Raw genomic sequence first — 12,881 nt, 5'->3', positions numbered from 1 at the left:
GATAAAACGCGAAACGTGATCGTCTTCGTTGAGTAACAGCGGCGGTATTGCCAGAGTGGTCAGTGCGCTCTTACGTTCTTCACAGCCCGGATTCTACGTGCGTAGACACAGGTTGAGGAGCTGATCATGGCCAACCTCGTACGTGCCGCCCTCGTCCAGGCCAACTGGACCGGCGATACCGAATCGATGATCGCGAAGCATGAGGAATACGCCCGTCAGGCGGCCGCTCAGGGCGCCAAGGTGATCGGCTTCCAGGAGGTGTTCAACGCGCCGTACTTCTGCCAGGTGCAGGAGGCGGAACACTACCGGTGGGCGGAGGCGGTGCCGGACGGGCCGACCGTGCGGCGGATGCGGGAGCTGGCCCGGGAGACCGGGATGGTGATCGTCGTCCCCGTCTTCGAACTCGAGCAGTCCGGCTTCTACTACAACACCGCCGCCGTGATCGACGCGGACGGCAGCTACCTCGGCAAGTACCGCAAGCACCACATCCCGCAGGTCAAGGGGTTCTGGGAGAAGTACTACTTCAAGCCGGGGAACCTGGGCTGGCCGGTGTTCGACACCGCCGTGGGCAAGGTCGGGGTGTACATCTGCTACGACCGCCACTTCCCCGAGGGCTGGCGTGAGCTGGGCCTGGCGGGGGCGCAGCTGGTCTACAACCCCTCGGCCACCTCCCGTGGCCTGTCGGCCTACCTCTGGCAGCTGGAGCAGCCCGCCGCGGCCGTCGCCAACGAGTACTTCATCGCCGCGATCAACCGCGTCGGCACCGAGGAGTACGGCGACAACGACTTCTACGGCACCAGCTACTTCGTCGATCCGCGCGGCCAGTTCGTCGGCGATGTGGCCAGTGACAAGAAGGAGGAGCTGATCGTCCGCGACCTCGACTTCGGCCTGATCGACGAGGTGCGCCAGCAGTGGGCGTTCTACCGCGACCGGCGGCCCGACGCCTACGAGGGGCTGGTGCAGCCGTGAGCAGCGATGACGTCAAAAGCGGCCCCCACGCCGCCCTCCACGCCCGCCACCAGGCCGTACTCCCCGACTGGCTCGCCGTCTACTACCAGCGCCCCATCGAGATCACCCACGGCGAGGGACGCCATGTCTGGGACGCCGAGGGCAACCGCTACCTCGACTTCTTCGGCGGCATCCTCACCACGATGACCGCCCACGCCCTCCCCGAGGTCACCAAGGCGATCAGCGAGCAGGCGGGCCGGATCCTGCACACCTCCACGCTCTACCTCGACCGGCCCATGGTCGACCTGGCCGAGCGGGTCGCCGCGCTGTCCGGCATCCCGGACGCGCGGGTCTTCTTCACCACCTCGGGCACCGAGGCCAATGACACGGCCCTGCTGCTCGCCACGACCTACCGCCGCTCCAACCAGATCCTGGCGATGCGCAACAGCTACCACGGCCGCTCCTTCTCGGCCGTCGGCATCACCGGCAACCGCGGCTGGTCGCCGACCAGCCTGTCCCCGCTGCAGACGCTGTACGTGCACGGCGCGGTGCGCACCCGGGGCCCGTTCGCCGGGCTGTCCGACGGCGAGTTCATCAAGGCGTGCGTGGCCGACCTCGAGGACGTCCTCGGCCAGGCGCACGGCAATGTCGCCGCGCTGATCGCCGAGCCGATCCAGGGCGTCGGCGGCTTCACCTCCCCGCCCGACGGGCTGTTCGCCGCCTTCCGCGAGGTGCTCGACCGGCACGGCATCCTGTGGATCACCGATGAGGTGCAGACCGGCTGGGGCCGCACCGGCGACCACTTCTGGGGCTGGCAGGCGCACGACGGCTCCGGGCCGCCCGACATCCTCACCTTCGCCAAGGGCATCGGCAACGGCATGTCGATCGGCGGTGTCGTCGCCCGTGCCGAGGTCATGAACTGCCTGGACGCCAACTCCATCTCCACCTTCGGCGGCAGCCCCATCACCATGGCTGCCGGTCTGGCCAACCTCAACCACCTGGTCGAACACGATCTCCAGGGCAACGCCCGCCGGGTCGGCGGGCTGCTGATCGAGCGGCTGCGCGCCGCCTGCGCCGGTCTGGACGGCGTGCGCGAGGTCCGCGGCCGGGGGCTGATGACCGGCATCGAGCTGGTGGATCCGGGCACCGGCGGCCCGTCGCCCGAGGGCGCGTCCGCCGTGCTGGAGGCCGCCCGGGAGGGCGGGCTGCTCATCGGCAAGGGCGGCGGGCACAACAGCAGCGTGCTGCGGATCGCGCCGCCGCTCAGCCTCACCGTCGCCGAGGCCGAGGAGGGCGCGGAGATCCTCGAGGCCGCCCTCAAGACCGCCCTGGGGGCCACCCGGTCCGGAAGGAGCGCGAGCTGATGTCCCGTACCGTGATCCGTGGCGGGCTGGTCGTCACCGCCGCCGAGGAGACCCCGGCCGATGTGCTGATCGAGGACGGCAAGGTCGCCGCCCTCGCCGCGCCCGGCAGCGAGTGGGCCCAGGGCTGGACCGCCGACCGTACGATCGACGCCACCGGCAAGTACGTCATCCCGGGCGGGGTCGACGGGCACACCCATATGGAGATGCCGTTCGGCGGCACCTTCGCCTCCGACACCTTCGAGACCGGCACCCGGGCGGCGGCCTGGGGCGGGACCACCACCATCGTGGACTTCGCCGTCCAGACCGTGGGCCACGCCCTGCGCGAGGGGCTGGACGCCTGGCACCTCAAGGCGCGTGGCAACTGCGCCATCGACTACGGCTTCCACATGATCCTCTCCGATGTGAACGAGAGCACGCTCAAGGAGATGGATCTCCTGGTGGGGGAGGGCGTGAGCAGCTTCAAGCTGTTCATGGCCTATCCGGGGGTCTTCTACAGCGACGACGGGCAGATCCTGCGGGCCATGCAGCACGCCTCCGGCAACGGCGGGCTGATCATGATGCACGCCGAGAACGGCATCGCCATCGACGTCCTGGTGGAGCAGGCCCTGGCCGAGGGCAGGACCGACCCCCGCTACCACGGTGAGGTCCGCAAGGCGCTGCTGGAGTCGGAGGCGACCCATCGCGCCATCCAGCTCGCCCGGGTGGCCGGCGCCCCGCTGTACGTGGTCCACGTGTCGGCCGAGGAGGCCGTCGCGGAGCTGACCCACGCCCGTGACCTGGGGCTCCCGGTCTTCGGCGAGACCTGCCCGCAGTATCTGTTCCTGTCCACGGACAACCTCGCCGAACCGGACTTCGAGGGCGCCAAGTACGTCTGCTCCACCCCGCTCCGGCCCGCCTCGCACCAGGCCGCGCTGTGGCGGGGGCTGCGGACCAACGACCTCCAGGTGGTCTCCACCGACCACTGCCCGTTCTGCTTCACCGGGCAGAAGGAGCTGGGCCGCGGCGACTTCTCCAAGATCCCGAACGGAATGCCGGGCGTGGAGCACCGGATGGACCTGCTCCACCAGGCGGTGGTGGACGGCCATATCTCCCGCCGCCGCTGGATCGAGATCGCCTGCGCCACCCCGGCCAGGATGTTCGGCCTCTACCCGCGCAAGGGCACCATCGCGCCCGGGGCCGACGCCGACATCGTCGTCTACGATCCGGAGGCCCAGCAGACCCTGTCCGCCCGGACCCACCACATGAACGTCGACTACTCGGCGTACGAGGGCAAGCAGATCACCGGGCAGGTCGAGACCGTGCTCTCGCGCGGTGTCCCCGTCATCGACCAGCGGGAGTACACCGGACGTGCCGGGCACGGGCAGTTCCTCGTCCGTGACACCTGTCAGTACCTGACCTGACCCAGGGAGCGAGCATGGACTTCGGACTCGTGCTGCAGACTGATCCACCCGCCTCGGCCGTCGTCGAGCTGATGCGCCGCGCCGAGCGCAATGGCTTCGGCTACGGCTGGACGTTCGACTCCGCGGTGCTGTGGCAGGAGCCGTTCGTCATCTACAGCCAGATCCTGGCCCGGACCGAGCGGCTGATCGTCGGCCCCATGGTCACCAATCCGTCCACCCGCACCTGGGAGGTGACCGCCTCCACGTTCGCCACGCTCAACGAGATGTACGGCAACCGCACGGTCTGCGGGATCGGCCGTGGCGACTCCGCGCTGCGCGTGGCGGGGCGCAAGCCCAACACCCTCGCCCGCCTCGGGGACGCCATCGACGCCATCCGCGATCTGGCGGAGGGCCGGGAGACCGTCGTGGACGGCAGCCCGATGCGCATCCCCTGGATCGAGGACAGCAGACTGCCGGTGTGGATGGCGGCTTACGGCCCCAAGGCGCTCGCGCTGGCCGGGCGGAAGGCCGACGGGTTCATCCTCCAGCTCGCCGACCCGTTCCTGACGGAGTGGATGGTCAAGGCGGTGCGCTCCGCCGCCGCCGAGGCCGGGCGCGATCCGGACGCGGTCACCATCTGCGTCGCCGCCCCCGCGTATGTCGGGGACGACCTGGACCACGCCCGTGAGCAGTGCCGCTGGTTCGGTGGCATGGTCGGCAACCACGTGGCCGACCTGGTCGGCCGCTACGGCGACCACTCCGGCGCCGTGCCCGAGTCCCTGACCGCGTACATCAAGGAGCGGCAGGGGTACGACTACGCCCACCACGGCCGGGCCGGCAACCCGGACACGGAGTTCGTGCCCGACGAGATCGTGGACCGGTTCTGTCTGCTGGGCCCGGCCGAGGCGCATATCGAGAAGCTGGAGCGGCTGCGCGAACTGGGGGTCGACCAGTTCGCGGTCTATGCGATGCATGACGCGAAGGAGCGCACGCTCGACGCGTACGGCGAGCACATCATCCCCGCGCTCACCGGCTGACCGGCTGACGGGCTGACCGGCCCACCGGCTCAGTCGCACACCGGCAAGGCATGGCCCCTTTTTATAAGGAGGGGTTAATTCCGTTTCCGCGGCCGCTCGTCGACTATCGGCGGGCGGCCGCCGAGAACAAAAAGCGGATCCCCGAAAGCCTTCGAACATGGTTACAATCACCTCGGTTTTTGTGCTCTGATGTGCGGTCGGCCGAACGACTCGTTGCCACAGAAGGGTTGGGCATGACACAAACCGAGGTACCGATAGATGTGGAGCTCCGGGGGCTCTACAAGGCCCACTATCGGTTTCAGTTCCTGAGCGCCGCATTCCAGTTAGGGCTCTTCGCGCTGGTGGAGAAGGAGCCCGGCCTGGCCGTGGGTGAGATAGCCACCCGGCTGGGCCTCAAGGAGCAGCCCACCCGCATCCTCCTTCTCGGCTGTACGGTATTCGGGCTTTTGGACAAGAAGGGCGACGGCTACCACACCACCCCTCTCTCGAAGCCGCTGACCGCCAACTTCGACGAGGCGCCCGCCTCCAACATTCCCTGGGAACAAGACGGTATCTACCGGGCGATGGCCTGGTTCTGTGAATCCCTCAAGGAAGACACCAACGTCGGTCTGCGGCGGGAGATTCCGGGAACGGCGCCCACCCTCTACGGGCGGCTCGCCGAAAATCCCGAACTGGAAGCCACATTCCACACCATGATGTCCTCGGTGAGCAGGCTCGTGGGCGCCGAACTGGGAGAGAAGCTCGACCTCTCCGAGTGCACCCACCTCCTGGACATCGGCGGCGGAACGGCCATCAACGCCTCCAACTTCGCCGCCCGCCGACCGGATCTGCGCATCACCATCGGTGATCTGCCCTCCATCGCGGCGGCCGCCAACGAGAAGATCGAGAAGCTGGGGCTGGCCGACCGGGTACGGGCCGTGAGTCTCGACGCCTTCCACGACGAGTTCCCGACCGGCTGCGACGGCGTGCTCTTCGCCCACTTCCTGGAGATCTGGTCCCCCGAGCGAGTCCAGGAGCTCCTCGCCAAGGCCGCCCGCGCCCTCCCTCCCGGCGGCGCGATCTACGTGGTCACCCCGCGCCAGGACGACGACGGCACCGGACCCGAGCGGGCGGCGCTGCTGTCCGCGTACTTCCACACCATCGCCTCCGGCGAGGGCATGGTCTACACGGGCGCCGAGTACGAGGAGTGGTTCCGCGCGGTGGGCATCGAGCCCGCCGGACGGGTTCCGCTCGGCGCGGACACCGTCGTGATCACCGGCCGCAAGGCATAGTCCGGAACCAGGCGAGGACACCCCCGGCGGGCGCGCCGTGCGATGCGGAGGTCGCGACGGCCCGTGCGCCGGGGGCACGACCCGCCCCGATCGGGAGGCGAACCATGGCCGGCGCCACGAGCCCAGCCACCCCGGCCCACGCGGACAGCGAGGGCGACCGCCCGCCGCCGCACCACCGCCACAAGTGGCTGATCCTGGGGATCTGCTGCATCAGCCTGTTCATGGTGGGCCTCGACACCACCATCGTGAACCTCGCCCTGCCGTCCATCCAGGAGGATCTGGACGCCACGCCCTCGGGGCTCCAGTGGACGGTGGACGCCTACACCGTGGTGCTCGCCAGCCTGCTGATGCTCTCCGGCTCCATGGCCGACCGGTTCGGCAGGCGCAGAACGTTCCAGTCCGGGCTGCTGCTGTTCAGCCTGGGGTCGCTGCTGTGCGGGCTGGCCTCCGACACCGGTTCGCTGATCGCCTTCCGGATGGTGCAGGCCATGGGCGGCGCCATGCTCAACCCGGTCGCGGTCTCGATCATCGCCAACACCTTCACCGACCTGAAGGAGCGGGCCAGGGCGATCGGGATGTGGGGCGCGGTCGCGGGCGTGAGCATCGCGCTGGGGCCCGTCGTCGGCGGTGCGCTGGTGGACTCCACCGGCTGGCAGGCCGTTTTCTGGGTCAACCTCCCGGTGGCCGCTCTCGCCCTGGCCCTCACCGCGCTGTTCGTCCCCGAGTCCAAGGCCCCGCGGCCGCGCAGGCTCGATCCGGTGGGGCAGCTGCTGGTGATCGTGGCGCTGGCGACGCTCACGTTCGGCATCATCGAGGGCCCGGTCAAGGGCTGGGACTCGGCGCTGATCGTCGGCTGCTTCACCGTCGCCGTGGCCGCCGCCGTCTCTCTCGTCCGCTATGAACTCCGCCGCGTCGAACCGCTGCTGGACGTCCGCTTCTTCCGCAGCCCCTCCTTCAGCGGCGCCATCGCCTCGGCGGTGTGCGGCTTCGCCGCGCTCGCCGGGTTCCTCTTCCTCAACGCCCTGTACCTCCAGGACGTCAAGGACTTCTCCCCGCTGCACACCGGGCTGCTCACGCTGCCGATGGCGGCCATGACCCTGGTCTCCTCACCGCTCGCGGGCCGTATCGTCGGCGCCCGCGGCCCGCGTATCCCGATGGTGATCGCCGGGGCCGGTACGGCGGCGTGCGGACTGCTGCTGACCCAGGTGCGGGCGGACACCCCGATCTGGTATCTCGTCATCGCTTACGTGGCGTTCGGCATCGGCTTCGGCATGCTCGACGCCCCGCTCACCTACTCGGCCGTCTCCGGGATGCCGCGCTCCCAGGCGGGGGTGGCCGCCGCGGTCACCTCCACCGGCCGTCAGGTGGGGGCGGCCCTCGGCGTCGCCGTCCTCGGCTCGGTCTCCACCGCCCGGGTGCACGGCCCGTTCAGCTCCGGGTTCCCCGGGGCCAGCCATCTGGGCTGGGCGATCATGGCCGGGTGCGGTCTCGCCATCGTGACGCTGGGCCTGCTCACCACCGGCGCCCGAGCCCACCGCCCGGCGGAGCCCAGCCCCGAGCCGGCCCCCGACCAGCCCGCCGAACGCGTGCCGTGACCCCGCGCCCGTTCCCGCATATCGACGGGGTGAGCCGTGATGCCGGTCAAAGGGGGATCCGCGCCTTTCGGGGCGGTCTCTCCCTTCACCTCGATGACACCTTCCCGCAGTCGCCGTGCCACCCGCTGTCGCGGAGACATGATTCGATGAACGCATGATCGATGAATTTCTCGCCGGTGATCTCGGCGCGGTGGAGAAGGCGGTCCGCGCGGCGGTCGCCGAAGAGGTCATGCCGCGCTTCCGGCAGCTCGCCGCCCATGAGATCGTCGAGAAGCAGGGCCCGCACGACCTGGTCACCACCGCCGACCGGCAGGCCGAGGAGCATCTGACCGACGCCCTCACCAAGCTGCTGCCCGGCTCCGTGGTGGTGGGCGAGGAGGCGGTGCACGCCGATCCGGCCGTGCTCACCGCCCTCGGTGGCGACGCGCCCGTATGGATCGTCGACCCGGTCGACGGCACCCGGCAGTTCGTCCACGGCGACCCCGGCTTCTCGACGCTGGTCACCCTCGCCCACCGGGAAGAGCTCCTCGCGTCCTGGACCTACGCCCCGGTGCTCGACCTGATGGCCACCGCCCGCCGTGGCGGGGGCGCGCTGCTGAACGGCGAGCCGATCCGCAGCGGCTCCCCGGAGCCCGGCACGGCCCTCCACGTCGCCATCTCCCACTTCGACTTCACCACCGAGGCGGAGAAGCGCACCCTGTCGGGCCTGCGGGCGCCGGGGGCCGAGGTGCGACCCTGCGGTTCGGCCGGTCTCGAGTATCTGAACGTGGCCCGGGGGCTGCTCGACGCCGTCGCCTTCACCTGGGAGAACGCCTGGGACCACGCCGCAGGGCTGCTGCTGGTCGACGAGGCGGGCGGCGCGCACAGCACGCTCGAGGGCAAGCCGTTCCGGATCAGCGGGGGCAACGCCCTTCCTTTCACGGCGGCCAGGGACGAGGCGGCCGTTCGGCATATCCTGGGCCTGCTGGCCGCCGCCGGCTGATCGTTCCACTGATACCTCGAGGACGAGGGGGAGCCGACGTGCCGTCCATGCTCGACGCGGTCGTAGTGGGTGCCGGGCCGAACGGGCTGACCGCGGCCGTCGAACTCGCCCGCCGCGGCTGCGCGGTGGAGATCTTCGAGGCCGCGGACACCATCGGCGGGGGCTCACGCACCGAAGAGCTGAGCCTCCCCGGCTTCCGGCACGACCCCTGTTCCGCCGTGCACCCCCTCGCCATCGGCTCCCCGGCCTTCGACCGGATGCCGCTGGCCCGGTACGGCCTGGAGTGGCTCCACCCCGAGCTGCCGCTGGCCCACCCCTTCCCGGACGGCACGGCCGCGGTGCTGGCCCGCTCGGTCGGCGAGACCGCCATGTCGCTCGGCCCCCGCGACGCCGGCAGCTACCGCCGGCTGCTGGCCCCCTACCTCGGCCGCTGGGCCACCCTCGCCCCCGATCTGCTGCGCGCCCACTGGGACGGGGTGCCCCGAGACCCGATCACCTGGGCCCGCTTCGGGCTGCACGCGCTCCAGCCGGTCTCGCTGCTCGCGGGCCGGCTCCGCTTCCGCGACGAGAAGGCGCGTGCCCTGTTCGCCGGGCTGGCCGGCCACGCCATCGCGCCCACCAGCGCACCGGTCTCCGGCGGCCCCGCCCTGATGTTCGCCGTCGCGGCCCATGAGGTCGGCTGGCCGATCCCGCGCGGCGGCTCCCAGTCGATCGTGGACGCGCTGGGGGCGTACCTGCGCGCACACGGCGGGACGATCCACGTCTCCACCGAGGTCAAGCGGCTCGACGAGTTGCCGCCCGCCCGCGCCTACATCTTCGACACCTCGCCGCGCGCCCTGGCCCGTATCGCCGGTCTCGGCAACGCCTACCGCCGCTACCGCTACGGGGCCAGCGCCTTCAAAATCGACTACGCGCTGTCCGGCCCGGTCCCCTGGACCGCGCCCGACGCCCGCCGCGCGGGCACCGTCCATGTCGGCCCCACCTCCGGCGAGATCGGCGCGGCGCTACGGGCCGCCGTCGAGGGCCGCGACCCGTCCGTCCCGTTCCTGATCACCGCCCAGCCCAGCCTCCTGGACCCCTCCCGGGCCCCGGAGGGCAAGCACACCTTCTGGGCCTACGGCCATGTGCCCAGCGGCTGGAAGGGCGACGCCACGGAGGTGATCGAGCGTCAAATCGAGCGCTTCGCCCCCGGCTTCCGCGATCTGGTCCTGGCCCGCGCGGTGGCCGGCCCACCCGAACTCGCCGCCCGCAACGCCAACTACATCGACGGCGACATCGCCTGCGGCGCCTTCGAGGGCCTCCAGGCCGTCATACGGCCCAAACTCGCCCGCGTCCCCTACGCCACCGCCCACCCGGCGGTCTACCTCTGCTCCTCCGCCACCCCACCGGGCCCCGGCGTCCACGGCATGTCGGGCCACCACGCGGCACGAGCGGTGTGGCGGAGGCTGCGGGCGCGGTAGGGCCCAGGAGGGCGCAGCGGCGGCCTCAGTGCGGGATGCCGCCTCAGTGCGGGATGGCGCCTCGTGCGGGATAGCGCCTCAGTGCGGGATGGCGTCGATGACCTCGCGGGCGCCCTGCCGGAGGAGTGCCACCGCGACCGACGTGCCCAGGGTGGCCGGGTCCAGGGGGCCCGCCCATTCGTGGGCGTCCAGGACCGTCTTGCCGTCGGGGCTGAAGACCCGGGCGCGCAGCGAGAGGCGGCCGTCGCGCTCGGCCCTGGCGTAGCCCGCGATGGGGGAGTTGCAGTGGCCCTGGAGCACATGCAGCAGCATGCGCTCCGCGGTGATTTCCTTCCAGACGTCGGCGTCGCCGAGTCCGGCCACGGCCTCGATCGTCTCGGTGTCGTCCTCCCGGCACTGGAGCCCCAGCACCCCGGCCCCGATCGGCGGGCACATGGCGTCCACCGGCAGGATCTCGCTGATCCGGTCCGTACGGCCGATCCGCTCCAGACCCGAGACGGCCAGCAGCAGCGCGTCGCACTCGCCCGCGTCCAGTTTCTCCAGCCGGCGGTTGGCGTTGCCGCGCATCGGCACGCACTCCAGCTGCGGGTGGGTGATGGCCAGCTGGGCGACGCGGCGGACCGAGAAGGTGCCGATCCGGGTCCCCGCGGGCATCTCGTCGAGGGTCAGCCCGCCGGGGTGGATCACGGCGTCGCGGATGTCGTCCCGCTTGAGGTACGCGGCGAAGACCGTGCCCGCGGGCAGCGGACGGTCGGCGGGCACGTCCTTGATGCAGTGCACCGCGAGATCCGCCTCACCCGCCAGCAGCGCGGCGTCCACCTCCTTGGTGAACGCGCCCTTCCCGCCCAGCTTCGACAGATCGCCCATCCACCGGTCGCCGGAGGTGGTGACCGGTACGACCTCCGTACGGATCCCCGGCCGCAGCGCGGCCAGCTCGGTACGGACCCGTTCGACCTGGGCGAGGGCCATGGGGGAGGAACGGGAGACGATGCGGATCAAATCGGCGGACATGGCGTAGAGGATAGGCCCTCGCGGCGGGCGCTATGTCCCGGCCCCGGGGAACCCCTCCGCGACCAGGGCGGCGAGGTCGATATAGGCGTCGAGGGTTCTGGACGCGAGCCGCCGGAGGTCGATCTCGCCCCGGGAAGCCAGATGCTCGTCGTACGGCACCACGACCACGCCGCGGCAGCGGTCCCGGAACGTCGCCGTGAGGCCCTCGTAGTGATCGGTCCAGGGCACGTCGTGCGACATGTTGACCACGGTGATGGCGCGTCGCACCAGATTCGCGTGACCGTCCTCGGCCATCCGGTCCAGGGCCGTGTGCGCGCTCCTCATGTGCTCCACCGCGGGAGTGGTGACGACGATCAGTTGGTCGGCGAGATCGAGGATCCCCCGCATGCTGCCATGGAGTGCGCCGGTGTCCGAGTCGCTGAGGACGATCGGGTAGTGCGGCGCCAGAAGGGCCATGACGCGGCGGTACTCCATGTTGTCGATCGGGGCCGCCCGGCCCACGAGACTCATCGGGGTGGTGTCCCCGAGGAGGACCTCGAGCCCGGAGGGCAGTCGCGAGGTGAAGCGCCGGATGGAGTCCGCGTCGTCGCTGGGCAGGCCGGCGCGGGCCAGATCGCGGATGGTCCCCTCGGACCGGCCTCCGGCCCGGCGGCTGAGGGTGTCACCGCCGGGCATCGCGTCCACCGCGATGACCTCGTCCTGGCGCTCGCCCGCGAGGACCGCGCCCAGGGCGAGGGTCGTGACGGTGCGCCCAGCACTCACGGGGCGGCTGATCACCGCGATGCGGTGGCAGGACGGCAGCGGCGTACGGATGAGGTCCAGCTTGCGCTGTCGCTGCTCCGCCCTGGCCGACCGCCCGCCGAGCCCCACGAGCGCGGCCAGGCGGGAGCGGGTGGAGCGAGGCGGCTGCGGCTGCTCGGGAGCCGTCGTGGGGGCGGCGGGCCCGGCGTCCGGTGTCTCGTCCGGCGGTGGGGTGGGGGCCGAGGTCTCGACCTCGTACGACGTATGGGCCGAGGTCAGCGCGGGGGGCAGGCACTGGACGAGGACATCCGCCACCCGGCCCGCGGACGGTCGCCTGCCCGGCCGGTCGTCCAGACAGGCGGAGATGATCGAGATCAGCTGGGGTTCGCGCCATACGGCGTCTGTCTGGGAGAGCTGAGCGGTCGGCTGCGCGTCGCTCAGGGCGCGGAGGATCTCGCCCAGGGCGTAGACGTTGTCCGCGCCGGTCGGGGCTTTCGGACGGCGGTCGTTGACGCTCGCGTCGGTCCAGCCGATGAGTTTCACCGTACGGCCGACGACGAGCACGGTGTCCGCCGTAAGGGTCCCGAGGACGACGCCCTTGAGCGAGCACATGTTCACCGCCTCGGCGATGCGGAGGCCGATGGTGGCGGCGTGCACGGCGTCCAGCCGGGGTGAGCCGTCGGGCCTCCGGCCCAGGAGCGTGGACAGCGGTGGGGCCGGTGAGCCGTCCGGCAGGTGGATGAACTCCTGCGTGATCCACGGGGGGTTGAGGGAGGAGGCGTCAGCGAAGAGCCGTGGGGCGTAGTGCCCGGACATCCGCCGCAGCGCCTCCGCCTCGGTCCGCAGCTCCCGCTTCGCCCCCTCGGCGGTGCGGATCACCACCTGCCCCCTGGGATCGTGTGCCGCACGAGCCAGATAGACGCTGTACCCCCGGCTGCCGCCCAGCCTGCGGTGGGCCCGGTACCGGTCGAACGACGGCAGGCCGCTCTCCGGCTCCGTGCGGGGAGCGCCATCGGAGCCGGACGCGGAGCCGGACAACGGCGACACCGGCGGAAACGTGGACAGATCCGCACCGCATCCGCCGCAAAAGCGG

Annotated in this window: 9 protein-coding genes and 1 pseudogene; 8 read left to right on the top strand and 2 right to left on the bottom strand. The window is 71.1% G+C overall.

The window, feature by feature from the left end; genetic code table 11:
* The first annotated feature begins 126 nt into the window (after positions 1-126).
* The 8 genes from GWI24_RS29625 to GWI24_RS29590 all read left to right on the top strand — a co-directional run bounded on the left by GWI24_RS29625 (position 127) and on the right by GWI24_RS29590 (position 10,036).
* Positions 127-969, top strand: coding sequence for a nitrilase-related carbon-nitrogen hydrolase (locus GWI24_RS29625; protein ID WP_210948954.1), 843 nt, complete (start codon positions 127-129; stop codon positions 967-969).
* On the top strand, positions 966-2,312 hold the full coding sequence (locus GWI24_RS29620; RefSeq protein ID WP_210948953.1) for an aspartate aminotransferase family protein: 1,347 nt from the start codon (positions 966-968) through the stop codon (positions 2,310-2,312). Before GWI24_RS29625 ends, GWI24_RS29620 begins: the two co-directional genes overlap by 4 nt.
* Positions 2,309-3,712, top strand: coding sequence for a dihydropyrimidinase (hydA, locus tag GWI24_RS29615; RefSeq protein WP_210948956.1), 1,404 nt, complete (start codon positions 2,309-2,311; stop codon positions 3,710-3,712). Before GWI24_RS29620 ends, hydA begins: the two co-directional genes overlap by 4 nt.
* Before the next feature lie 14 nt (positions 3,713-3,726).
* Positions 3,727-4,728 (top strand): TIGR03842 family LLM class F420-dependent oxidoreductase, encoded by a 1,002-nt coding sequence (locus GWI24_RS29610; protein ID WP_210948952.1) that lies wholly within the window; start codon positions 3,727-3,729, stop codon positions 4,726-4,728.
* 233 nt (positions 4,729-4,961) lie between these two features.
* On the top strand, positions 4,962-5,999 hold the full coding sequence (locus tag GWI24_RS29605) for a methyltransferase (protein ID WP_210948951.1): 1,038 nt from the start codon (positions 4,962-4,964) through the stop codon (positions 5,997-5,999).
* A gap of 104 nt (positions 6,000-6,103) precedes the next feature.
* Entirely contained in the window at positions 6,104-7,594 is a 1,491-nt protein-coding gene (locus GWI24_RS29600) for an MFS transporter (RefSeq protein WP_210948950.1), read from the top strand.
* A 154-nt stretch (positions 7,595-7,748) separates the two neighbouring features.
* Entirely contained in the window at positions 7,749-8,576 is an 828-nt protein-coding gene (locus GWI24_RS29595; protein WP_210948949.1) for an inositol monophosphatase family protein, read from the top strand.
* 47 nt (positions 8,577-8,623) lie between these two features.
* Entirely contained in the window at positions 8,624-10,036 is a 1,413-nt protein-coding gene (locus GWI24_RS29590; protein ID WP_210948955.1) for an NAD(P)/FAD-dependent oxidoreductase, read from the top strand.
* A 78-nt stretch (positions 10,037-10,114) separates the two neighbouring features.
* Here the strand turns inward: GWI24_RS29590 and hemC are convergent, their stop codons facing one another.
* Both hemC and GWI24_RS29580 read right to left on the bottom strand, forming a co-directional pair.
* Positions 10,115-11,047 (bottom strand): hydroxymethylbilane synthase, encoded by a 933-nt coding sequence (gene hemC / locus GWI24_RS29585; protein ID WP_210948948.1) that lies wholly within the window; start codon positions 11,045-11,047, stop codon positions 10,115-10,117.
* A gap of 30 nt (positions 11,048-11,077) precedes the next feature.
* A pseudogene (locus tag GWI24_RS29580) lies at positions 11,078-12,881 on the bottom strand (hypothetical protein); the annotation flags it as partial.

The organism is Streptomyces sp. MK37H, assembly GCF_018035285.1.
GTDB classification, from domain to species: domain Bacteria; phylum Actinomycetota; class Actinomycetes; order Streptomycetales; family Streptomycetaceae; genus Streptomyces; species Streptomyces endocoffeicus.
Note: the sequence above shows the minus strand (reverse complement) of the source record. Positions and strands in the feature narration are given on the sequence as shown.

Excerpts from the sequence above, each read along its gene's own strand:
- GWI24_RS29625 (WP_210948954.1), top strand. The coding sequence starts at position 127 with ATGGCCAACCTCGTACGTGCCGCCCTCGTCCAGGCCAACTGGACCGGC.
- GWI24_RS29610 (WP_210948952.1), top strand. The coding sequence starts at position 3,727 with ATGGACTTCGGACTCGTGCTGCAGACTGATCCACCCGCCTCGGCCGTC.
- GWI24_RS29605 (WP_210948951.1), top strand. The coding sequence starts at position 4,962 with ATGACACAAACCGAGGTACCGATAGATGTGGAGCTCCGGGGGCTCTAC.
- GWI24_RS29600 (WP_210948950.1), top strand. The coding sequence starts at position 6,104 with ATGGCCGGCGCCACGAGCCCAGCCACCCCGGCCCACGCGGACAGCGAG.
- GWI24_RS29595 (WP_210948949.1), top strand. The coding sequence starts at position 7,749 with ATGATCGATGAATTTCTCGCCGGTGATCTCGGCGCGGTGGAGAAGGCG.
- GWI24_RS29590 (WP_210948955.1), top strand. The coding sequence starts at position 8,624 with ATGCTCGACGCGGTCGTAGTGGGTGCCGGGCCGAACGGGCTGACCGCG.
- hemC (WP_210948948.1), bottom strand. The coding sequence starts at position 11,047 with ATGTCCGCCGATTTGATCCGCATCGTCTCCCGTTCCTCCCCCATGGCC.